Genomic DNA, 22,429 nt, shown 5'->3' on the forward strand with positions numbered 1-22,429 from the left:
ATATTAGAGATAAGGGAATGCCCAGCTCAAAATATTTTTTAGCTCAATTTATCTATATGACTATATTTCTATATGACTATAGAATACTGCGTTTGCAATTTCGCTTTATATCTATATTATATAGATCAATAATCATTATATATAATAAGGTGTATATATCCTGACAGTTTGGTAACAAAGAAAACTTTTCGCTAATTTTTTTCCATTGACACGCAAAGAGCAAATTTCTCCGACGAACGGCAAAGGGCCCGGCACATACACGGGGACCCCGACCATAGGGCCGGGGTCCCCGCAATCCTCGTCGGTCGGCGGATACGCCGTTTACTTCATCAACTTGCGAATGAGCTGCTCGTAGGCCGCCACGGCCGCCTGCAGCTCGGACTTGTGGTTGTCCCAATACTCGTCCAGCGCCTGGCGCATCACCTCGGCCCGGGTGATCTTCATCACCTGGGCGAGCAAGTCGGCGTGCTCGCGCTGCTCGGCGGTCATGGGAACGAGCACCTGGGCGGTCATGCGGCTCGCGCCCCCTTCCGCCGCCTCTTCCGCATCCGCCATTTTCTTGCGGGGCTTGCGCGCCCGCTTCGGCTTTGCAGCCGGCTGCGCAGGAGCCACCGTATCTGGTGCCGTTGGAGGATGGGCGGCCATTCCCCCCGCCACGGTCGCGGGCTCGCTTGCGGGCGAGCTCGTCGCACCTCCGGCGCCCAGCATCGTGTCGGCGAAGAAGTCCGGCACCATGGCGGGCGCCGTCACGTCCGAGGCGGCGTTTTTCACCTGGCGCGGCGTGCGCTTCGACGACCGGGGCGCCTTGGCCGCCGATTCCCCCGTCGCGGAAGCGGCAGCCGGCTGCGCCTTCGCCGCGGGGACGGCAAGCTCCTGCGGCCCGCCGACAGCCGCCGCATCCTCAACCCTCACCCGACTCGGCGCCCCCGCCTCCTCCGCAACCGCCTCCGAGGCCTTCCCGCCGGTCTTCACGCCAGACGCAACAGACGCCGCATCCTCTTCCGATTCCGCGTGCGCGCTCTCCTGGGCTGCCCCGATGAACGCTGCAGCCGCACGGGCCGCATCCATCTGCGCGCGCAAGTCCTTCTTAGCCATTGACGCCCTCCATGAGCTCCTCGATGAAGAACCGGTAGTCGTAGGCCACCTTGGCCGATGGTGCGTACTCGAACAGCGGCTGCTTGACCGCCTGCGCCTCCTTAATGACCGTGGCCTCGCGGATCCACGCGCGGAACACCTTGGTGTCCAGCTCCGCGGCCATGGCCTCGGCATCCTCGTGAATGATGCGCGAGATGGAGGTGCGCGGATTGTAGCGCGTGAGCAAGATGCCGGCGATCTTCAGGTCGGGGTTGGTGTACTCGCGGATAGCCTCGATGGTGGCAGCCAGATCGGTCACGCCGTCGAGCGAGTAGGCATCGGCCTGGGCCGGGATAACCACCCAGTCCGATGCCGTCAGCGCGTTTACCGTAAGCGTGCCGAGGGCCGGCGGAGTGTCCAGAATGGCGAAGTCGTAATCGTCGGCCACAGCGGAAAGCGCCTTGCGCAGGCGGTAGTCCTTCCCCACGCTGGACATGAGGTCGTCGGCCTTGCCGTTCAGGCGGCTGGCCGGCACCACCGCGTAGCCGTCGATGAGTTGGGCTGCCCCGGCGATGGTAGCCTCACCCGTGAGCACCTCGAGCGACGAGGCAACGCCGGCAGTCGCGGCCTTCAACGTGGTGGAGAGGTTCATCTGAGGATCCAGGTCGATGTAGAGCACCCGTGCCCCATCCTGAGTGAGCTTGGCGCCGATGGCCAGATTGGTGGTCGTCTTCGCCACGCCGCCCTTCTGCGAGGCCGCCGCCAGTGTAATCATTCCGCTGTCCTTCCCCGTCCGTCCTCAGACGATCGCCCATCTTCAGACGACGTAGTTCTCCCATAATCTCTCTGTAACAACTATAACATATAATGTTGTTAGGAATATAGGGTGTAATAGGTCACGGAAATTGTTTTACATAACTTGGGGCGGCACAGGAGAGCAGCGCGGGGGTGCGGCTCGGTGCGTGCACGGGGGTGCGCTGGATCGTTAAGAGCCAGGGTGCCAGACGCCCTTCTCGGTAATGATGGCGGTGATGAGCGCAGCCGGAGTCACATCGAACGCGGGGTTGAACACCTCCACCCCTTCGATGGGGTGGGCAAGCACCTCAGCGGCGTCGCGCTCCTCGATGGGGATATCGGCACCCGTGGCGCACGCGTTATCGCGGGTGCTCTCGGGCGCGGCAACGTAGAAGGGCACGCCGAAGTGATGCGCGAGAACCGCCACGCCCAGGGTGCCGATCTTGTTAGCGGCGTCTCCGTTGGCTGCGATGCGGTCGGCGCCCACCACAACAGCATCGATACGACCGGCTGCCATAAGGCTTGCGGCCATGTTGTCGCAGATGAGCGTCGCCGGCACCCCGGCCCGGGACAGCTCCCACACCGTCAGGCGCGCACCCTGGCCCACCGGACGCGTCTCGTCGGCGTACACGCGCTCCACCAGTCCCTGCTCGGCCGCGGCGTACACCACGCCGAGGGCCGTGCCGTAGAAGGCCGTGGCCAAGCTGCCAGCGTTGCAGTGGGTGAGGATGGTCAGCGGACGCTCCTTCGCGGCGGCGATCGGGGCCAGAGGCGCCGCCCCATGGGCCCCGACGGCCCGGTTGATAGCCTCGTCCTCAACGATGAGATCGCCCGTGAGCTCGCGAAGCGCCTCCGCCGTCTGTCGAGGAGTCTTCCCCGCTTTCAGGGCCCCAGCGGCCACCTGAATCGCCCTGTTCACGCCCCACGACAGGTTCACCGCCGTAGGCCGCGCCTCGGCGATGACACGCGCCGCCTCCCGCAGCCGCACCGCGAACAGCGCCGCCGCCGTCGATGCCGCCGGCGCCCCTCTCTCTGCCAGCTCGTAGGCCGCCAGCATCACGGCGGCAGCCCCTGCCACGCCGATGGCCGGCGCCCCGCGCACCGCGAGCGTCTTCACCGCATCCACCACCTGCCGCCAATCCGACGTGCGGATTTCAACCAACTCAGAGGGCAGCGCGCGCTGATCGATCATCGCCACCTGGGGCACGGCGGGCACCCCCGCATCTACAACCGCGTCCCCACACGAGACTCCCCCGCAGCCGGCACGCGCGGCATCCCCGTTGGCAGCGTCTGCGAGGTTATCAACAGCCCAATGCACCGAAATCGTCCGCGGCAGATTTTCCAGATGCAGGTTCATAGAAGTTCCTTTTCCCAGGTCAATCATCATATTCAAAAGTCAAGACTGTAATTGCAATAAGTATTACGATACTTTGTACTCGCTAACGGTGTAAGTCCCGCGTGCTGGCAGTGCCTTCTGCATCTATTGGCTCGTCCAACAGGGCAGGAGGTGATGGCCTATGGAGATAGCTCTCGTTGTCATTCAGTTGCTGACCGCTCTCACAGGGTTGGCAACGGCGGCGGTGAAACTCTGTATCCAGAGCACCGAGCAGAAGCGTCCACTGGTTGATAAAGAAGGCTCGGACGTAGCGGCGTCCGAGCCTCACAACCAGAACGGCACTGCCCGATAACCACACCGGGCTTCCGTTAGCACTATTGTAGCACCCCCAACTCACGCACGCAACGCCATTCTGGCATGAAAAGGCGCGGGAGACCGAAGCCTTCCGCGCCTCAAACGTCGCGCTCGCACGTTCCGCAAGCCGCCTCTCGGCACCGCAGACCGCCTCGCATGGGAGGACGAAACCCTGCGCCGCCAAGCGCAACGGTCGCCCATTCCGCAAGCCGTCCCACACTGAGCGGGGCGCGCCTTCCCTAGCGCTGCTTGATGGCAGCCTGGGCGGCAGCCAGACGGGCCACCGGCACGCGGTAAGGCGAGCAGCTCACGTAGTTCAGCCCGATGCGGTTGAACGTGTGGATGGACTCCGGATCGCCGCCGTGCTCGCCGCACACGCCGCACACGATGTCGGGATTGCCCTCGTGGCCGAGCTCCACGCCCATCTCCACGAGCTTCGCCACGCCGGGATCGATGGTGGCGAACGGGTTGTAGGGCAGCAGGTGCTCGTTGAGGTACTGCGGCACGAACTCGCCCTCCACGTCGTCGCGGCTGAAGCCGAAGGTGGTCTGGGTGAGGTCGTTGGTGCCGAAGGAGAAGAAGTCCGCCTCGGTGGCGATCTCGTTGGCGGTCACGGCCGCGCGCGGCAGCTCGATCATGGTGCCCACGGGGATGGACAGCTCAACGCCCTCGGCAGCGGCCACCTCGGCGATGACGGCCTCGGCCACGCTGCGCAGCTTCGCCAGCTCGGGCAGCACCGACACGAGCGGGATCATGATCTCCGGCTTCGGCGCGAAGCCCTCCTTCTGCAGACGGGCGCAGGCAGTGGCGATGGCGCGCACCTGCATCTCGGGCAGAATGGGATACACGATGCCCAGACGGCAGCCGCGCATACCCAGCATCGGGTTCTGCTCGGCAAAGCCGTCGATCTTCTCCAGCAGGGCGCGCTTCTCGGCGATGGCGTCGGACGGGGCGCCGGCGGCCTCCAGCTTCGCGATCTCCACGTCCAGCTCACGCGGGCTCTCCAGGAACTCGTGCAGCGGCGGGTCGAGCAGGCGCACGATGACCGGCAGGCCGTCCATGGCCTTGAACATGCCGTAGAAGTCGCCCACCTGGGCCTCGTACAGATCGGCCACGGCCTTCTCACGGATAAGCTCGTCGTCGTTCAGGATGAAGGTCTGGATGATCTGCTTGCGGTCACCCAGGAACATGTGCTCGGTACGGCAGAGCCCAATGCCCTCGGCACCGAAGTCGCGGGACAGCTCGGCGTCCTCGGGGTTGTCGGCGTTGGCGCGCACGCCCAGGGTGCGGAACTCGTCGGCCCACTCCAGGATGGTGTCCAAATCGCCCGTGAGCTCGGGCATCACGAGGTCAACCGCGCCCAGCACCACGATGCCGGTGGTGCCGTCGATGGAGATCATGTCGCCCTCGCGGATGACGATATCGGTGCCAGCGACGGCGGCCTCCTTCTTGGCGGCGTCGATCTTCAGCGCCTCCACGCCGCAGACGCACGGCGCGCCCATGCCGCGGGCGATAACGGCCGCATGGCTGGTCTTGCCGCCGTGCGAGGTGAGGATGCCCTCGGCGGCGATCATGCCGGCCAGGTCATCGGGGTTGGTCTCCCAGCGCACGAGCACGCATTTGCGGCCGGCCTCGGCGGCGGCCACGGCGTCGGCGGCGGAGAACACGGCCTCGCCCACCGCGGCACCCGGGGACGCGTTCAGGCCGCGGGCCACCACGTCGTAGGAGGCGTCCTTGTCGAACTGCGGGTGCAGCAGCTGGTCGAGCTGGTCGGGGGCCACGCGCATGACGGCCTCCTCCTTGGTGATGAGGCCCTCCTTCTCCATGGCGATGGCGATGGCGAGCGCGGCCGCGGCGGTGCGCTTGCCGGCGCGGGTCTGGAGCATCCAGAGCTTGCCCTGCTCGATGGTGAACTCGATGTCGCACATGTCGCGGAAGTGGTTCTCCAGCACCTCGAAGATCTCCTCAAGCTGGGCGCCGGCCTCTTCCAGGCCCTCCACTTCCTTCAGCTCGGCGATGGGGCTCGTGTTGCGGATGCCGGCCACCACGTCCTCGCCCTGGGCGTTCACCAGGTAGTCGCCGTAGAACTCCTTGGTGCCGTTGGCGGGGTTGCGCGTGAAGGCCACGCCCGTGGCGGACGTCTCGCCCTTGTTGCCGAACACCATGGACTGCACGTTCACGGCCGTGCCCAGATCGTCGGCGATCTTCTCCTTCTGGCGGTAGAGGACCGCGCGCGGGTTGTTCCAGGAGCCGAACACGGCCTCGATGGCCAGCTGCAGCTGCACCATGGGATCCTGCGGGAACTGCACGGCGCCATCGACCACCAGCGTCGGGTAGGCCGCGCCGTCCACGTTCTCGGAGAAGATGGCCTTGAACTCGGAGACGAGCTCTTGCAGGTCCTCGGCGGTCAGGTCGGTATCGGAGGCCACGTTCCGGTCGTTTTTCATGGCCACGATGGCGTTCTCGAACAGGTCGCCGTCAAGACCCATCACTACGTTGGAGAACATCTGGATGAAGCGGCGGTAGGAGTCCCAGGCGAAGCGCGGGTTCTCGGTCTGCTTGATGAGGCCGTTGATGGACTCGTCGTTCAGGCCGAGGTTCAGCACGGTGTCCATCATGCCCGGCATGGAGAAGGGGGCGCCGGAGCGAACGGACACGAGCAGCGGATCTTCCGCATCGCCGAGGCGCTTGCCCATGCGCTCCTCGAGATCGGCGCGGTACTCGGCGATGGTGTCGAGCGCGCCGGCCGGCCAGGTATTGTCGGCGTTGGCGTACTCCATGCAGGTCTGGCAGGTGATGGTGAATCCCGGAGGCACCGGCAGCCCGATATTGGCCATCTCGGCGAGGTTCGCGCCCTTGCCGCCGAGCACCCACTTCATATCGGTGTTGCCCTCGGTCACGTTGTTCCCGTTGGCGTCCTTGCCGAAGGCGTAGACGCGCTTCACTGCTTCTGTCACCTTACTTCTCCTTAAGCTGTGCACGATTGCGTGCGGCTTACCTTGTTCGCCCGGGCCCTCGTCCGCAATGCGACCGCAACCACGCGATGCCCCCTCCCGCGGTGCCGCCGGCAGCTGTGAGGCGGCGCAGCAGCGCGAACGCGAGGCAACGGAAGCGGCGCGGTCGGTCGCCTGCGGCGCGATGCCGACGGCCCCGACGCGCTCATAAATGAACTGTCCCTGATTATAGGCTATTTCCCGTCCGATGGCACTCCCAGCGGCCATGGACTTGCCGCTGCACCGCAAAATCTCCCGAGCGGTGGCCCAAGCAGCCGGCCGTCCAAGCCGTCGACCCCCAAGCTGTCGAGCCCCGTGCCACTGGCCCACCCCTGCCCTGTCGACCGCCAAGCTGTCCGCCTCTCCAAGCATACCCCGACAGCCGCAGGTCACAGAATGCGGGGGAATCTCGCTGACTGCGGCAGCCTCGGGCCACAATTCACACGATGTATATGACTTTTTTACCCCATCACGCCCTTTCTGGTCGCAAACGCAGCAATTTATAAGATTTTGCGACCCCTGTCGGGCCATTTTGAATCGCGAGAACCCCGTTCATTTCTTTCCAAGCATCTCACCTAGGTTTTCTCCATAAGCCTCCCCCTTTCTTGCCGAACCAATCCACCTGCAACGGCAAAACCCCATAGACATCTCCCTCTTTCTGGCCAAAACACACCTCTTTGAGCTTCAAAGGCATATACATCAGCCCATTCGTGACCATAGCCGCTGCCAGCGGCACCTGCGCCCCGGAATCCAGCGCGCAACCGGCCCCCGCCCGACCCGCAGCAGCGCGCAACCGGCCCCGCCAACTTGCAAGACGCACGCAACCATAGCCCCACCGACCTGCAATCTGCTGCGACCGTGCGCACGTCACAGATAGTATGCGCCGCCGCGCAAACCCGTAGCCCGTTGCGGCCGGTGCAACGCCACCAACCCGCAACAGGCAAGCACCCACTGCATTCCCCGATCCCCTTGATCAGCTTTGCTGCCATCATCTCTCCACGAACACCGTCGCGCGTGCAGGCTCCGAACCCTCTTGACCGCCAACGACGCTCGCTGCGATCAAGCTGCTCACCAGCACATTCGGGTGCAATGAGACACAACTGGGAATCTGCGGCGACTCTCGAGCGGTTCGGGGGCGGCACGGCGGCGGTTGAAATGACGACACGCTTTCATCTAGTCTCCCCTCCCCCAGGAAAGGAGGATTCATGCGACTCATCTTGTATGGCCCGACGGCCCTTGCGTGGTGGCTTACCGCCCGCACTCGACCCGAAGCGCGCGGAACAACCGATGACAGCGTGCTTCAAAGCGGCGGCGTGAGCGCGACCGGTCTCGCCTATCTCCGCGAACGCGCGCCGTTTCTCCCGATGCCCCATCATGTGCTGACGCGCCTCTGGAACCGACCGCAGCCACCCGGCTGCCGAGTTCATTCCTCGCGCCGTCCCTATCCGCGCGGCTCGTTTCTCCGCGTCGATCATGGCATCCTCGCTGCCTGCCCTGAACTGTGTCTGGCCCACATGGCCCAAATCCTCAGCCTTCCCCAAATCGTGCGAATCGGAAGCGCCCTCTGTTCGGAGTTCGCACTCGATCCCACATCCCGCGGAGGTCTCCTGCGACGCCGTCCGCTGACAGATGTCGCGCGTATCGAAAGTTATCTCGACCGATGCCCGTCCGTCGACGGAAGCCGACCTCTGCGGGAGGCGCTCCTGTTCATGACGGAGCACGCTTACTCGCCGCCCGAGGTGTTCATGCGCATGGTGCTCGGCTTGCCCGCACGGTTCGGCGGGTTTGGCCTCACTGGCTCAACAGTCAACGAACGGCTCGCTCCCACGCAACGGGCCCAGCGTGTCGCGGGACGACGCACGCTTATTCCCGACCTGTGCTGGCCAGAGGAAAAGCTTGTTGTGGAGTACGACTCAAACGCCGAGCACCTCGCCCCAAGTCAAATAACCCAAGATGCGAAGAAGCGCTTGGCCTTGGAGGCGGACGGCTACGCGGTGGTCACCGTTACCACCAGCCAGCTGGCATCAACCGAATCGATGGAGACCGTGGCCCGGGAAATCGGCCGCCGATTGCATCGTCGCCTGCGTATTCGAGCATCAGGCTTTCACCGTCGCCAGACCGAGTTGTACCGTATCGGCTGGTCGTTGGATGGTTATCTCGATCAACAATGGTTAACGCGACAGCGCGCCAAAACTCAAGCGATGGCTTCGCGCGGCGAAACAGCAGAGCCGACCTGGTAGCAGACCGAGCGATAACGGAAATGCGCGGTGGGGCATGGCAGGCGATAACGCGCGGGTCGGTAACGCACGGGGGGGGAGGCAACGCGCAGAGGGGGTGTCGCCATCCTGCGTGCCGGCTTTTGCGCCATCGGGGTCAACGGCAGTGGTCAAAATTACGAGGATATATATGCGTTTCACAGCCCTTCCGAGCATTTTTGGCCAGAAACCCCATGATGTATAAGGAAAACGACGACAAGCGAGCGGGCATCGGCAGCCTCCCGTTTTGTCAACTTGCATTTCCCCTGGTCATAACCTACGACGCAAGAGCGAGGCGAAGGGATCTGCCATCCTTTAGGGTAAGCCGAGATAAAAATCATAGAAATCCAGGAAGTTGTGGCCAGATTTACGGTACTGCACATGAAATCGCTTATACATCTTATGCTTTGTGACCTCAAGCCTAAAGCTCTCACAGCGCGGTCGGGCGCGAATCGCGGGTCTTGGCGGCACGCAACATGTTTCGGGGCCTCATCGGGGCCGTGCCGGGCCTGGGGTACCGAGCAGAGCTCCTCCCCGCTGGCGCGACGCGGCGCGGCATCCGCAGGCTGCGGGCGCGGCCCCTCCCCGCTGGCGCCGCACGGCCCACCGCCCCCGCTGTCGCGACGCGGCGAGGCACTCGCTCTTCGCACGGCGGCGCGACGCGGCGCGGCGGCCGCAGGCTGCGGGCGAGAGCCGCCTCCTACCCGAGCACGTCGGCGGCGGTGGGGTGGCTGCGCTCGTAGTAGCGGAGAATCTCCTGGGCGGTCTCCTCCACGGCGCGACCCTCGGTATGGATGACAATGCACCCGAGCCGCCGCATGAGTGCGCGGGAGGCCTCCAGATCGCGGTAGATGTACTCGGGATCGGCGTAGTTCTTCGCCAGCATGGCGAACTGGCCGCCGCCGTTTTTGCCCGCGGCCTTCTTGATGCGCTTCTGACGGATGCTGATGAGCACCTCGGGGGTAATCATCAGGCCGAACAGGCGCGTGCGATCCACGTCGAAGATCTGTGCAGGCGGCTCGGTGGACGGGTCCAGCGGCACGTTGGCCACTTTATAGCCCTGCTGCGACAGATAGATGGACAGCGGCGTCTTCGAGGAGCGCGATACCCCCAAAAGCACGATGTCGGCCTGGGTGAGGTCCTCGGGCGCACGGCCATCGTCGTGGGCGATGGTGAACTCGATGGCGCTGATGCGGCGGAAGTAGTTGTGATCCACCACGCGCAAGGCCCCCGGCTCCCCCACCGGTTCCATGCCGCTCATGTCCGCGATGGCGTCCACCGCGCTCGTCATGACGTCCACAGCCAGAATGTTGGGATGTCGCTCGGTGAAGGCCGCCAGCTCGCGGCGGATGCCGTCATCCACGATGGTGTAGAACACGAGAATGCGGTCATCGCCGTAGGTGCGCTGATGGTAGGCCACGTGGTTTACCAGGTAGTCGTGCACCTCCTGGTAGCTCTTGATCTTGGAGAACACCTCGAGCCGGGGGTTGGTGACCCCGAACTGGGCTGCGGCTGCGCGGGCCACCACCTGGGCTGTCTCGCCGATGGAATCGGATACCACGTGAATGGTGGGCACGCGGGCGGCACGCTCGTCAGGGGTGTGGTTGTGCACTTTGAAATCCTCTCGTAGGTTCGCCCGGGGAGCCTGGAGAAGCTCCGACAGGCGCCCGCATCCGTGCCGAGCCGCGGCCGAACGGCCTGTAGGCCGTAAGGGCAGGCGGCAAGGTGCACAAGGCAGGCGCAGTCGCAACCGCAGCATCGAGCCGTCCGCTCGTTCCGTCAGGACGAACGGACCAGCACTACTTCTTCGCCATCTGGCCGAAGTCGGCCACGTGCGAGAACACGTTGGCAAAACGGTTCAGCAGCTTCAGGCGGTTCGCACGAACCTCGGCGTCCTCGTCCATGACCATGGTGGTCTCGAAGAAACGGTCCACCGGCGCGCGCAGGGCGGCCAGGGCCGTAAGGGCGTCGGCGAAGCGGTCCTCGCGCAGGGCGGCGGCCACAGCCTCCTCGGCGGCCTCCACGGCATCCGACAGATCGCGCTCCACCGCGGTGAGCTCGGCAGTCTTGTAGCCGGTGCCGAGCCCGATCTCACGCAGGTTATTGGCGCGGGCGAAAGCGGTGGCCAGATCGGCGAACACCTCGGGCTCGTGGGTGCGCGCGGCCTCCAGGGCACGGGCGCGGGCGGCGAGCACCATGGGCTCCTCGATGCACGAGGCGAGCACCGCGTCGATGGTGTCGGCCTTCACGCCCGCATCGCGCAGGGCCACCTTCTCGCGGGTGATGAAGAAGTCGATGATCTCGCGGCGCACCGAGGCGTTGTCGAACTCAAGCCCGGCCTCGCGGTAGATGATGAGCGAGGCGTCGATGGTCTCCACGAGGCTTATGGGCAGCCCCGTCTCCTCCAGGATGGCCAGCACGCCCAAAGCCGCGCGACGCAGAGCGAACGGGTCGGAGGAGCCGGTGGGGGCCTGGCCCACGGCAAACAGGCCGCAGATGGTGTCGATCTTATCGGAAAGCGCCACCACCTGGCCGATCACATCGGCGGGGATGGCGTCGCCGGAGAAACGCGGGCGGTAGTGCTCGGCGATGGCGCGGGCCACGCGCTCGGGCTCGCCGGCAGCTGCGGCATAGTAGCTGCCCATGATGCCCTGCACGCTCGTGAACTCCACGACCGCGCCCGTGACCAGGTCGGCCTTGGCCAGGTAGGCGGCCCGCGCGATGTCGCGCATCTCGGAGGCCTCGATGCCGGCGGCCGCGGTGATACGGGCCGACAGCTTCACCACGCGGGCGGTCTTGTCGCGCATGGTACCCAAAGCCTCCTGGAACACCACCTCGTCCAGGCGCTGCACATAATCCTCCAGCGGGCGCTTCAGATCCTCCTCGTAGAAGAACTTCGCGTCGTAGAGGCGGGCGGCCACCACGCGCTCGTTGCCGTCGACGATAGTGGCCTCGTGGGCCGGATCGCCATTGGACACGATGACGAAGCGGTTGGTGAGGTTGCCATCGGCATCGTAGAGCGGGAAGTAGCGCTGATGCATGAGCATGGCATCGACGATGATCTCCTCGGGAACCTTCAGGAACTCCTCGTCGAAGGTGCCCACCATGGGCGTGGGGTACTCGGAGAGGTTGATGACCTCGGTAAGCGTCTTAGCCGGAAGCTCGGCAGTCGCCCCGCACGCCGCCTCGATGGCGGCTACGCCGTCGCGGATGACGGCCTCGCGCTCGGCCTGGGTCGGCACCACGTAGGCGCCACGCACCACGTCCACCAGCGCGTCAGCCGAAGCCACCTCGTGCGGCCCGGGAGCCAGGAAGCGATGGCCGCGGGTCGCGCGCCCGGCGGTGATGCCCGCATACCGAACGGGAATCACCTCGTCGCCCAGAAGCGCCACCAGCCAGCGCACCGGACGCGAGAACATCTCGCTCGTGGTGCCCCAGCGGCACGACTTCGGCCAGCTGATGTCGTCGATCACACCGCGCAGCACACTCGGCAGAAGCGCGGCGGTCTCCTGGGCGGGCACCTGGCGCACGGCGTAGACGTACTCGGTGCCGTTCTCGTCACGGCGCTCCAGGCCGTCCACGGAAAGCCCCTTGCCGCGGGCGAATCCCTCGGCGGCCTTGGTGGGCCTGCCGGCCTCGTCGAAGGCAATGGCGACGGCCGGCCCGCGGAAGACCTCCTCCAGGGCCTCGGTGGACGCGGCCACGTCGGCCACCACGGCGATGAGGCGGCGCGGACTCGTGTAGACGGCCACATCCCCGTGGGGAATGCGCACCGCGTCCAAGGCGGCGGGCACAAGCTCGGCCAGCTGCTCGGTGGCGCGCTTCAGATCGAAGGCGGGAATCTCCTCGGTGCCGATCTCGAAGGCAAGGGTTGCAGTGTTCGCCATCTTAGGCCTCCTCATCGGTCGTCTCGGCAATAGTCGCGAACTCGAAGGCCCGCTCGGAGCGGTCGGCCGCGGCAGCGGAGCCGGGGCAGCCCGCGGCCGGCTCGGGATGGGCGGGCACGATGTTGGCAGGCTTCTCCTCCACCGCCTTCGCGCGCGGGTCGGGCACGGCGGCCAGCAGTGCATCCAGCTCGGCGGTGTCCACATCCATTCCCACGACGTTCTTCATGTAGGAAGCGCAGCAGGCCTTGGCCAGCGTGCGCACGCGCAGGATGTAGGCCATGCGCTCGGTGGCCGAGATGACCCCGCGGGCGTCCAACAGGTTGAAGGCGTGGCAGCATTTCAGCACCGAGTCGTAGGCCGGCAGCGGCAGATCGGCGCGCAGCGTGCGCAGGCACTCGGTCTCGCGGTCGGCGAACTCCTGGAACAGGAACTCGGTATCGGCCACCTCGAAGTTGTAGGCGGAGTACTCGCGCTCGTTCTCCAGATACACGTCGCCGTAGGTGAACGTGACGCCGTCGTCGCCGCGGGCCCACACGATGTCGTACATGTTGTCCACGCCCTGGACGAACATGGTAAGCCGCTCCAGGCCGTAGGCGATCTCCACGGGCACGGGACTGCACTCGAAGCCGCCCACTTGCTGGAAGTAGGTGAACTGGGTGACCTCCATGCCGTCGATCCACACTTCCCAGCCCAGGCCCCAGGCGCCCAGCGTGGGGCTTTCCCAGTCGTCTTCCACGAAGCGCACGTCGTGGGCCGCGACATCGATGCCAATGGCCTTAAGCGACCCCAGGTACAGATCCTGGATGTTGTCGGGCGAGGGTTTGATGAGCACCTGGAACTGGTAGTAGAACTGCCCGCGGTTGGGGTTCTCGCCGTAGCGCCCGTCGGTGGGACGGCGGCAGCCCTGCACGTAGCAGGTGCGCCACGTGTCCGGGCCCAGCGAGCGCAGCGTGGTGGCCGGGGCGTTGGTGCCGGCGCCCACCTCGTTGTCGTAGGGCTGCAGCACCACGCACCCGACAGACGCCCAGTAGCGCTGCAGGTTCATGATGACGTCTTGGAACGTGGGGGGCAACTTCTCGCCGGAGGCGGCGGGGGCGGCGTCCTTGATCATAGCTCTCCTTCTCTGGTCGGACAACGTTCTCAGGGGAAACGGAACACGGCGCGCAAGGCGCTACAGCAGGCCGATATCGGTCAGCGGCCAGTAGATGAACAGGGCCTTCCCGGTCACGCTCGATTCCGGAATAGCACCGAAATAGCGGGAATCCTGGGAATTGGTGCGGTTGTCGCCCATCACCCACAGCCCTCCGGGAGGCACCGTGTAAGGATAGGTGATCTCCTCGAACAGGTAGCTGCGCAGGGCCAGCGAGGGCTCACCGTGGGTGTAGGGCTCGTTTTGCAGCACGTCGTCCACGTACACGCGCCCGTCGCGCAAGTCAACGGTCTGGCCGCCCGTGGCGATGACGCGCTTGATGAGAATGCGGCCCATATGCTCGGGGTCGGGGTCCTCGAAGGTGACGATGTCGCCGGCGGCAGGCGGGCGGCCGTAGTAGGTGATCTTCTCGGAGAGTACCATGTCGCCGGGCATGATGGTAGTCTCCATGGAGCCCGAGGGAATCTCGTAGGCTTGGAAGATGAACGTGCGCAGGCCCCACGTCAGCCCCAGCACCAGGGCGACGAGAACGATGATGCTGAGAAGCGTATGCAGAATACCTTCGGGCTGAGAAGCCTGTTTGCGCTCGTGCATCGAGAATCGAACCCTTCCCTGCGGTGGAAAATTACAGTGAACAGCTATGATACCGCTTCGGATTCGCCGCGCCTGCCGGGTTTGCAAGACAACAGAAATTTCTGGTCAGCGGCCGTAAGCCGGCCGGACTTCTCGAAGGCCGCCAGCAGGTCGGGGCGCGCTTCGGCCGTGCGGGCCAGGCTCTGCTCGCGGCGCCAGCGGGCCACCGCCGCGTGGTTGCCCGACAAAAGCACCGCCGGCACCTCCATGCCGCGGAAGTTAGCCGGCCGCGTGTACTGGGGATACTCCAGAAGGCCGCTCGTGAACGACTCGTCGATGGGGCCGTCGGCCGCGCCGAGCACCCCCGGAATCTTGCGCACCACCGCGTCGATAACCACCATACTGGCCAGCTCGCCGGAGGTGAGCACGTAGTCGCCCAGAGAGATGATGTGATCGGCCAGGGAGTACACGCGCTCGTCGATGCCCTCGTAGTGGCCGCACACGAACAGCAGGCGGTCGACGGCGGCAAGCTCGGCGGCGCAGGCGTCGTCGAAGGTGCGGCCCTGGGGCGCGAGAAAGACGATCTGGGGGGCGGGGTTCCCCTCAGTCGAGGGCGGCGGGCATTCCCATTCGCTCAGACAGTCCTCGGGGGCGGGGCTCCGGGTAATGCTCAGTCGCTCGGACAGTCCTCGCTCGGCGCGACAGCCCACTGGGCTGATCGCGTTCGCTGCGGAACTCGCTTGGCGAGCACCACCCGGAACCCCTCGGCACCCAGCCTCGGCTGAGGCCAGCTTCGCCGCGACGCAGCCCTTCCCCGCAATAGCCTCCACGGCCTCGAAGATGGGCTCGCACTTCATGACGAGGCCGGCCCCTCCGCCGTAGGGGTCGTCGTCGGTGGTGCGATGGCGGTCGTAGGTCCAGTCGCGCAGGTCGTAGGCGCGAAAATCGAGGATGCCCTTCTCCTGGGCACGCTTCATCATGGACTCGCCCATGACCGAGTCGTACATATGGGGAAACGTCGAGAGGGTTTCGATGAGCATGGCGCGAATCCGTTCGTTGCGGGGCGGGAAGAAACAGAAGGGCCGCAAGGCGGCGATAGCGGGGCCGCAAGGCGGCTAAACGGCGCCGAGAGACGGAGACGGCAAGCCGGCGGGCCGCCGGCAGCTACAAATCCAGCAGACCCTCGGGGCAGGACAGGCGAATGGCGCGGGCGTCCTCGTCCACCGCCTCCACGAACGCATCCACCAGCGGCACAAGGGTCTCGCGGCCGTCGTCGCGGCGCACCACGAGCAAAGGCTGCATAGCCCGATCGTCCAGCGCGGCCACCTCGCCCACGAAGCCGGCGCGAACGTCTTCCACGCGCCAGCCCTCCCAGTCGGGCAGATCATCGTCTGCCTCGATGAGGGAAAGGTCGACCTCGGCCTCGCGCACGAGGCAGCGGCAGCCGACGACGAGCTCGGCCACGCCGAGGTCGGGCACCTCGTCGAAGGCGACGAGCGCCTCGGTTTCGGACAGCTCGGCCACCGAGGCCACATGCACGCGCCGCGGGGCATCGAGCGCCGGGGGCACGAGAGCCACCTCCAACCCCTCGTACAGCAAAACGGGAAGGCCCGGCGCACCTCGTGCGACGAGCCCTCCGTTCAAATTCTTCGTTTTCGCCAGATAGGCGATATCGCACCAGCCGCGCATTTAATCGATGAGCTCCACATCGACCATCTTGCCCGAGCGCGATGCCGCGGCACGGGCAAGCGTGCGGATAGCTTTGATGACGCGGCCCTGGCGGCCGATGACCTTGCCGGCATCGCCCTCGGCGACCCGGATCTCGATGACCATGCCGCCATCCTCGGCCTCGACGGAGGCCACCTCCAGCGCGTCGGGCTCGTCGACCAGCGGGCGAACGATGGAATCGACCAGGCCGGCCAGATCTTCCGTCAGATCGGCCATGGCGTTAGGCGTTCTCGCGAGCAGCCTTGTACAGACGCTCCACCGTGTCGGTGGGCTGGGCGCCGTTGGCCAGCCACTTCTCCATCTTCTCCATGTCGAACTTGATGAGGTGCGGATGGCAGCAGGGATTGTAGCGGCCCACCTCCTCGATGAAGCGGCCGTCGCGCGGAGCGCGGGAATCGGCGGCGACGATACGGTAGTACGGGCGCTTCTTGGCGCCGTGGCGGGCGAGGCGAATCTTGACTGCCATGAAATGGAACTCCTTCTACAACTGATACGTTCTCTATACGCAAGCACTGCTCGCACAGTGCGGCGAAAACAGCAATTGCTTATATTACGGCTTAGCGGCTCGTTTGACAAGCGTGCGTCCACGAACTATCCACGGACGGCGCGACCGCCGGCCCCACCCCCACCACGCGGGTGGCGATGCGGGCGGCGAGGGCCGCGGAATGGGTGGTGAGGACAAGGCCCAGGCCGCGGGTTTCGACCTCGGCGAGAAGGGCCCGCCAGATCTGGGCTTGGGTGAGGGCATCGAGCATGGTGGAGATCTCGTCGGCGATGAGGTAGCGGGGGCTTGCGGCCAGGGCGCGAACGATGCAGAAGCGCTGGAGCTCGCCGCCGGAGAGCTCGTGGGGGTAGCGGGAAAGCCAGCGGTCCTGGATGCCGAAGGCCTCGCGCAGACGGGCAAGCTCCTCTTCGCCTGCCGGCGCCTCGGCGAGCATGGCGCCCATGCGGCAGCGCGCGTCGACGGCGCGCTCGGGATGCTGGCCGATAAGCTGCACAGGGCTTGTTCCCCGCTTGGGAAGCGGCGCGCCGTCGATACGCACCTCGCCCGCCTGGGGCAGCGCGTAGCCGGCGAGGATACGGGCCAGCGTGGTCTTGCCAGCGCCCGAGGGGGCCGCCACCTGCACGCGCTCGCCGGGGGCCACCGCAAGGCTCAGATCCCGAAAGATGATGCGGCCGTCGAAGGCGGCCGTGAGGTTGCGGGCTTCTAGCATGACGACGCTCCTTCCGGATATGGGCCGGCGGCGCCTTCAGCCGACCGCTCGGGCAGGGCGCCCTCTTCCGCGGGCTGCCGGCACGCCTCCTCCTCCGTCACCGTAAAGCCGTGCTCGGGCAGGGCGTGCCAGAGCTGACGGGTGAAGGGATGGGCGAGCAAGTCGGGAGAGGCGAAGTTGGCCACGGCGGTCTCCTCTACCACGGTGCCGTCGCGAAACACCGCCACGCGGTCGGCCACGGTGAGGGCGAGCTCGATGTCGTGGGTGATGAGCATGACGCCTCCGCCCGCATCGGCAAAGGCGCGGAAATCGGCCAGGGCCTTGGCCGCCAGGGCCGCGTCCAGCCCCGGCGTGGGCTCGTCGGCGACGATGAGCTTGGGCGACTCCATGAGCGCGCAGCACAGAAGCACGCGGCGGGCCATGCCGCCGGACAGCTCGTGGGGGTACAGGCGCGCCACCGATTCGGCCAGGCCGTAGCGCTCGAAGAGCTGCCGACGGCGGGCCCGGCGGGCGGCGGCGTCGGCACGGCGGGTGCCCCCGCGCCCGTGCGGCGCGCCTTCCACCTGCCGGCCCACGCGCATGAGCGGGTCGAGGCTTCCCACCGATTGGGGCACGTAGGCGATGCCGCGGCCGCGCTCGGCGGCGAGCGCGGCCGCGTCCATGGGCGCGCCGTCGTACCAGATGCGGCCGCGCACGAGGGCGTTGGGCTCGAACAGGCCGAGGATCGCGTCGGCCAGCAGGGTCTTGCCCGAGCCGGACGCGCCCACCACGGCCACGATCTCCCCCTCGTGCACCGAGATGGACAGGCTGCGGATGACCTCCACCTCCCGGCGCTTCGCATCCAGGTAGGCGCGAGCGCGGCTTTGCCCCTCCCCTTCCTCGTACATGCGGAAGGAGATGGAGAGATCCTCCACGGTGAGCAGATGGTGGCCGTGGGCGTGACGGGAGTCGCAGGCGTGCGAGTGATGATGGTGCACCGGGGAGGCAGCATGGTCCAGGTGCTCGTGGCTGCGCTCGGAACCTTCCGACCCGCTGCGCTCGCCCGGGACGGCGGCGGCTTCGGTGCGCGCGCTGTTGGCTGCTTCGGTCATCTTCCCCTCCTACTCCTGGGCGCTTGCGGGATCGACGAGCTTGCGAAGACTCTCGCCCACAGCATCGAACAGCATGACGACGAGCACGAGGGCCGCCCCGGGAAACACCGCGAGCCACCAAAGCCCCGCGGAGAGATACCCCATGGACTCGCTGAGAACGATGCCGATGGCGGGCATCTCGGGCGGCAGCCCGAAACCGAGGAAGGTGACGGCCGCCTCATGCAGGATGGCGTGCGGGAACAGCAGCACAAGCCCCACAACGAACTGGGGAAGCACGTAGGGCAGCATATGGCGCGCGGCGATGGCCAGGCGGCTCTGGCCGAGGCGGGCGGCCGCGATCACGTAGTCGGCGTTCCTGCATTGCAGGATCTCCGCGCGCAGCACGCGGGTGAGGCTCGGCCAGTGCGTGAGGGCCACGCCGATGGTGACGCCCCAGAAGCCCTTGCCGAGCGCGTAGGAGATGAGAATGAGCAGCACGATATGGGGAATGCCCATCATGAGGTCCACAAGCCAGCTGACCGCCGCGTCGGCCCAGCGGGGCCCGAGCGCCGCCGCAGCCGCCAGGACAAGCGCGATCAGCGCCGAGGACAGGGCGGCCCCAAGGCCCACGAGCACGCTGGTGGAAAGACCGGCGAGCGTGCGGCAGAGCATGTCGCGGCCCATCCAGTCGGTGCCGAAGGGGTGCGAAAGCGACGGCGCCAGGCTCTTCGCCGCGAAATCGGTCGCCTGGGCCGCAGGCTGCAGCAGCAGTCCCGCGATGATCACAACGGCCAGCAGCACCGCCCCGGCCGCCGCCAAGGCCACCGAGCACTTGCGATTGGGAAGCCGGCCCGTGCGCGGCGCGGAGAGCACCGGCGCCTCGCAGATGTCGACGGCGGCGTTCAGGGAGATCCGCGTCATAGCTGCCCCCCTTCGCCATGGGAAGGGGCCCCGGCTCGCCGCGCTCGCCCCGAACGGGAGGGGGCCGTCGGCCGCATGCGGGGGTCTACCAGGCCGTAGATGAGGTTGGCGGCCAGATTGCCCGCGAAGACGATGGCGGCGGATACGAGCGCGATGCCGGCGAGCAGGGCCACGTCCCCGCCGAGGCCGGCCGTGACGGCGGCCTGGCCGAGGCCGGGGTAGCTGAACACCTCTTCCACGAGCACCGAGCCGCCGAAAATCTCCGCCACCTGGGCGAACTGCAACGTCACCGCCGGCAGCACCAGGTTGCGCAGCCCGTGGCGGGCCATGGCCGCACGGCGCGAGAGCCCCCGGGCGCGGGCGAAGCGAATGTAGTCGGAGGCCATCACCTCGACGGCCTTGGCGCGGGTATGCAGCGCCACGTTCGCCACCCCCACGAGCGAGAGCGTAAGAGCCGGCAGCGCCATATGGCGCAACGCGTCGGCGAAGGTGACATCGGCGGCGGACAGGCCTATGGGCACCGAGAAGCCAATGGGAAACCACCCGAGCCACACCGCGAACACCATGAGCAGCAGAAGTCCTATCCAGAATGCAGGCGACGCCGCCAAGACGAAGCAATACCCCTTCACAACGCGGTCGACGAGGCGCCCCTCGTTCAGCGCCGCGACCACGCCGAGGGCAAACCCGAGCACGCCCGAGACCACCCAGGCCACTCCCATGAGCGCCAGCGAGTTCAGCGCCCGAGAGGCGATGACCTCGGTCACCGGCATGTTGTAGCGCAGAGACGTGCCCAAATCCCCCTGGAGCAGGCCGCCGAACCAGGCGATGAACCGCTCGTGCATGGGGGTGCCAGCCCCCCAGTAGGCCGCGAGCGCCGCCCGCTTCTCCTCACTCATGCCGAGCAGCGCCGCCTGGCCCACGTTCGCCTGCAGCGGGTCCACCGGCGACAGGCTCACAAGCGCAAACGTGACCACCGCCACCGCCACCATAAGCAGCCCAAACCGCGCGATATGCGATGCAATATATTTAATCATTATATATTCCAAAAACTCGATGGCCGCCCAAGGAAGTCAGCGAGGTTTCGACAGGTGCCTGGAATTGCCCCGCCTTTTGCCCAAGCGGCCTTCGCGCCGCGCCGTGGTGAAAACAGTCAACAATCCAGTGGATTGTTGAGCACTGCCTCTGCGCCCGAGAGGGCGCGCTCTGAGCAGCGCAGCTGATCAGAACTCCAGGTGCCTGTCGGAACCGCAGCGTCGGCGGAGTTAGGGAATGATTCATCATTCCCTAACTCCAAGACCAGCGGTCGATATTATTCACCAGCGACCAGCCGTGCCCGTGGGGGTGCGGCTTCTGCTCGGCCACGGCAAGCCCCTCGCGCTCGAAGTACAGATGGTCCACATTGGCGAGCCACACCCAGGTGGCCGCCCCCTCGGGCGCCACGCCGGTCCCACTGGCCGCATCCCATTGGGCCGCCTGGTAGAAGGGATAGGACTCCTCCACCGTGCGCGCCGCCTGGGCCGCTTCCAGATTGGCATCCACCGTCTCGTTCATGTACTGGGCGTAGTTGCCCCAGCCCGTGGAGTAGGTCAGCTCGTACAGCTCCACCGGCGAGTTGGAGCCCCAGCCCCACAGCACCGGGTCGGCGTACTGGCGCACGTAGATGTCGTCCCAGCTGGCGCCCTTGGGCGTCACGGCGATGCCGAGGGCGGCGCACTGGTCGGCGAAGTCGTAGGCGAGCGCCTGGCGGGTGGAGTCGTTGGCGGCGTAGTACAGGTCGAAGGCGCAGGGCACGCCATCGCGGGACCGCATGCCGCCATCGCCCCGCGCCCAGCCGGCCTCATCGAGCAGCGCCTCGGCGGCGGCCACGTCGGTTTCCACCTCCATGGCCGCACTCGACCAGGGCATGCCGTCGCCCACCGAGTAAGCGGCGCGTCCGAAACCGGCCAGCACGTGCTCGATCATAGCCGCGCGGTCGATGCCGAGGTTCAGGGCGCGGCGCACGGCGATATCGCTCGTCACGTCGTTGCCGCCCATATACACCATGTCGCCCTCCACCACCACGTCGGTGCCGGCCGGGTTGCACGGCAGCGAGATGCCGCGGGAGTCCACCGACGCGCAGTTGAGCAAGGTGTAGCCCGCGGGCACCGCACCGGCAAGGGCCGCCGAGGTGTAGGCCACGTCCACCGTGCCCGCGCTCGCGGCGGCAAGCGAGGCATCCTCTTCCATGAACAGCACCACTACCCGGTCCATGAGCGGCTTCTCGCCGTAGTAGTCGGGATTCGCGCGCAGGATCACCTGCTGGCCGCGATCCCACTGCTCGAGCATGTAGCGGCCCGACCCGATGGGATGCTCGCCGTAATCCTCGCCGTAGCCGTGGGCCGGCACGATGCCCACCACCGCGAGCGTGTACAGAAGCGCGTTGTTCGGGCGCTCCATGGCGATCTCGCAGGTGACGGCGTCCACGGCGCGGGCCTCGCGCACCATGGACAGATCGGCCTCGGCCGCTTGGCCGTTCACAATGCCGTTGATGGTGAAGGCCACGTCCTCGGCCGTGAGCGGCACCCCGTCGGTGAACTTCACGTCGTCGCGGATATGGAAGGTCCAGGTGAGCCCGTCGTCGGAGCAGCCGTAGTCGGTGGCCAGGTCGTTCACGAAGGCGAGGTTGTTGTCGGTGGCGATGAGAGTGGACTGGATGAGCGGCTCGTGCACGTGCTCGCCCGCCCCCCAGTTCACGAGCGGGTCGAAGCCGGCCGCCGGCTCGGAGGAGGGCGTCATGGTGATGACCACCTGGCTCTCGCCGTCAGGGCCGACGCCGACTCCCGCGGCCGGCGACGCGCCGTCCGCACCCGCAGCGGCAGAGCCCGCCGCCCCATCGCTTCCGCAACCGACAAGCGCCCCGGCGCCGAGTGCGCCCGCCGCGCACCCGCAAGCCTTCAGAAACATCCTTCTCGACAGCACCATGATGAATCTCCTTCGGTGTTACTTCTCTTCAAGACGTAACAATACCATAGAAATTCCCTCAGTGTTACGAAAATTAATTTCGTAATCCTTGAATGCACGTTGCGACAACCGAAAGACA

At 66.3% G+C, this 22,429-nt stretch carries 18 protein-coding genes; 1 reads left to right on the forward strand and 17 read right to left on the reverse strand.

The features are described from left to right. Positions 1-321: 321 nt before the first annotated feature. From C811_RS07835 to ppdK, 4 genes are all read right to left on the reverse strand, one after another. Complete coding sequence (locus C811_RS07835) at positions 322-1,095, reverse strand: hypothetical protein (RefSeq protein WP_016309010.1); 774 nt, start codon at positions 1,093-1,095, stop codon at positions 322-324. Continuing rightward, a complete protein-coding gene (locus C811_RS07840; protein WP_016309011.1) occupies positions 1,088-1,849 on the reverse strand; it encodes a ParA family protein in 762 nt (253 codons plus the stop codon). Before C811_RS07840 ends, C811_RS07835 begins: the two co-directional genes overlap by 8 nt. Before the next feature lie 210 nt (positions 1,850-2,059). Then, entirely contained in the window at positions 2,060-3,226 is a 1,167-nt protein-coding gene (mtnA, locus tag C811_RS07845) for an S-methyl-5-thioribose-1-phosphate isomerase (protein ID WP_016309012.1), read from the reverse strand. A 572-nt stretch (positions 3,227-3,798) separates the two neighbouring features. Beyond that, on the reverse strand, positions 3,799-6,516 hold the full coding sequence (gene ppdK / locus C811_RS07850) for a pyruvate, phosphate dikinase (protein WP_016309014.1): 2,718 nt from the start codon (positions 6,514-6,516) through the stop codon (positions 3,799-3,801). A 1,241-nt stretch (positions 6,517-7,757) separates the two neighbouring features. Between ppdK and C811_RS16515 the strand changes: the two genes are divergently transcribed. After that, positions 7,758-8,792, forward strand: coding sequence for a hypothetical protein (locus tag C811_RS16515; protein ID WP_016309015.1), 1,035 nt, complete (start codon positions 7,758-7,760; stop codon positions 8,790-8,792). Between the two features lie 715 nt (positions 8,793-9,507). Here the strand turns inward: C811_RS16515 and C811_RS07855 are convergent. The 13 genes from C811_RS07855 to C811_RS07910 form a co-directional block, all read right to left on the reverse strand. After that, positions 9,508-10,419: a pyruvate, water dikinase regulatory protein gene (locus tag C811_RS07855; protein WP_016309016.1), complete on the reverse strand. Its 912-nt coding sequence runs from the start codon at positions 10,417-10,419 to the stop codon at positions 9,508-9,510. A gap of 187 nt (positions 10,420-10,606) precedes the next feature. Continuing rightward, complete coding sequence (gene glyS, locus C811_RS07860; RefSeq protein WP_016309017.1) at positions 10,607-12,694, reverse strand: glycine--tRNA ligase subunit beta; 2,088 nt, start codon at positions 12,692-12,694, stop codon at positions 10,607-10,609. A 1-nt stretch (position 12,695) separates the two neighbouring features. Continuing rightward, positions 12,696-13,805, reverse strand: coding sequence for a glycine--tRNA ligase subunit alpha (locus tag C811_RS07865; RefSeq protein WP_016309018.1), 1,110 nt, complete (start codon positions 13,803-13,805; stop codon positions 12,696-12,698). Between the two features lie 60 nt (positions 13,806-13,865). After that, positions 13,866-14,438, reverse strand: a complete 573-nt coding sequence (gene lepB / locus C811_RS07870) for a signal peptidase I (RefSeq protein WP_016309019.1) — start codon at positions 14,436-14,438, stop codon at positions 13,866-13,868. Positions 14,439-14,482: 44 nt separating this feature from the next. Beyond that, entirely contained in the window at positions 14,483-15,457 is a 975-nt protein-coding gene (trmD, locus tag C811_RS07875; RefSeq protein ID WP_016309020.1) for a tRNA (guanosine(37)-N1)-methyltransferase TrmD, read from the reverse strand. 124 nt (positions 15,458-15,581) lie between these two features. Then, the gene (locus C811_RS07880; RefSeq protein ID WP_016309021.1) at positions 15,582-16,106 is read right to left on the reverse strand and encodes a ribosome maturation factor RimM; all 525 of its coding nucleotides are present in this window, start codon (positions 16,104-16,106) and stop codon (positions 15,582-15,584) included. Further along, entirely contained in the window at positions 16,107-16,361 is a 255-nt protein-coding gene (locus tag C811_RS07885) for a KH domain-containing protein (RefSeq protein WP_016309022.1), read from the reverse strand. A 4-nt stretch (positions 16,362-16,365) separates the two neighbouring features. Beyond that, positions 16,366-16,611, reverse strand: coding sequence for a 30S ribosomal protein S16 (rpsP, locus tag C811_RS07890; RefSeq protein WP_016309023.1), 246 nt, complete (start codon positions 16,609-16,611; stop codon positions 16,366-16,368). Between the two features lie 91 nt (positions 16,612-16,702). Continuing rightward, positions 16,703-17,359, reverse strand: coding sequence for an ABC transporter ATP-binding protein (locus tag C811_RS07895; RefSeq protein WP_016309024.1), 657 nt, complete (start codon positions 17,357-17,359; stop codon positions 16,703-16,705). Continuing rightward, positions 17,353-18,450, reverse strand: a complete 1,098-nt coding sequence (locus tag C811_RS0103165; RefSeq protein ID WP_016309025.1) for an ATP-binding cassette domain-containing protein — start codon at positions 18,448-18,450, stop codon at positions 17,353-17,355. The genes C811_RS07895 and C811_RS0103165 overlap by 7 nt, the downstream gene beginning before the upstream one ends. Positions 18,451-18,459: 9 nt before the next feature. Continuing rightward, complete coding sequence (locus C811_RS07900; RefSeq protein WP_016309026.1) at positions 18,460-19,350, reverse strand: ABC transporter permease; 891 nt, start codon at positions 19,348-19,350, stop codon at positions 18,460-18,462. Continuing rightward, positions 19,347-20,384 carry an ABC transporter permease gene (locus C811_RS07905; protein ID WP_016309027.1) on the reverse strand — a complete coding sequence of 346 codons (1,038 nt, stop codon included), beginning with the start codon at positions 20,382-20,384 and terminating at the stop codon, positions 19,347-19,349. The genes C811_RS07900 and C811_RS07905 overlap by 4 nt, the downstream gene beginning before the upstream one ends. Before the next feature lie 250 nt (positions 20,385-20,634). Further along, positions 20,635-22,311, reverse strand: coding sequence for an ABC transporter substrate-binding protein (locus tag C811_RS07910; protein WP_016309028.1), 1,677 nt, complete (start codon positions 22,309-22,311; stop codon positions 20,635-20,637). Positions 22,312-22,429 lie beyond the last annotated feature (118 nt).

Origin of the sequence: Adlercreutzia caecimuris B7 (assembly GCF_000403355.2) — a bacterium.
GTDB lineage: Bacteria > Actinomycetota > Coriobacteriia > Coriobacteriales > Eggerthellaceae > Adlercreutzia > Adlercreutzia caecimuris.

Bases quoted from the DNA above. Each gene is read 5' to 3' on its own strand.
- C811_RS07835 (WP_016309010.1), bottom strand. From the start codon at position 1,095: ATGGCTAAGAAGGACTTGCGCGCGCAGATGGATGCGGCCCGTGCGGCT.
- C811_RS07840 (WP_016309011.1), bottom strand. From the start codon at position 1,849: ATGATTACACTGGCGGCGGCCTCGCAGAAGGGCGGCGTGGCGAAGACG.
- mtnA (WP_016309012.1), bottom strand. From the start codon at position 3,226: ATGAACCTGCATCTGGAAAATCTGCCGCGGACGATTTCGGTGCATTGG.
- C811_RS16515 (WP_016309015.1), top strand. From the start codon at position 7,758: ATGCGACTCATCTTGTATGGCCCGACGGCCCTTGCGTGGTGGCTTACC.
- glyS (WP_016309017.1), bottom strand. From the start codon at position 12,694: ATGGCGAACACTGCAACCCTTGCCTTCGAGATCGGCACCGAGGAGATT.
- C811_RS07865 (WP_016309018.1), bottom strand. From the start codon at position 13,805: ATGATCAAGGACGCCGCCCCCGCCGCCTCCGGCGAGAAGTTGCCCCCC.
- lepB (WP_016309019.1), bottom strand. From the start codon at position 14,438: ATGCACGAGCGCAAACAGGCTTCTCAGCCCGAAGGTATTCTGCATACG.
- trmD (WP_016309020.1), bottom strand. From the start codon at position 15,457: ATGCTCATCGAAACCCTCTCGACGTTTCCCCATATGTACGACTCGGTC.
- C811_RS07880 (WP_016309021.1), bottom strand. From the start codon at position 16,106: ATGCGCGGCTGGTGCGATATCGCCTATCTGGCGAAAACGAAGAATTTG.
- C811_RS07885 (WP_016309022.1), bottom strand. From the start codon at position 16,361: ATGGCCGATCTGACGGAAGATCTGGCCGGCCTGGTCGATTCCATCGTT.
- rpsP (WP_016309023.1), bottom strand. From the start codon at position 16,611: ATGGCAGTCAAGATTCGCCTCGCCCGCCACGGCGCCAAGAAGCGCCCG.
- C811_RS07895 (WP_016309024.1), bottom strand. From the start codon at position 17,359: ATGCTAGAAGCCCGCAACCTCACGGCCGCCTTCGACGGCCGCATCATC.
- C811_RS0103165 (WP_016309025.1), bottom strand. From the start codon at position 18,450: ATGACCGAAGCAGCCAACAGCGCGCGCACCGAAGCCGCCGCCGTCCCG.
- C811_RS07900 (WP_016309026.1), bottom strand. From the start codon at position 19,350: ATGACGCGGATCTCCCTGAACGCCGCCGTCGACATCTGCGAGGCGCCG.
- C811_RS07905 (WP_016309027.1), bottom strand. From the start codon at position 20,384: ATGATTAAATATATTGCATCGCATATCGCGCGGTTTGGGCTGCTTATG.
- C811_RS07910 (WP_016309028.1), bottom strand. From the start codon at position 22,311: ATGGTGCTGTCGAGAAGGATGTTTCTGAAGGCTTGCGGGTGCGCGGCG.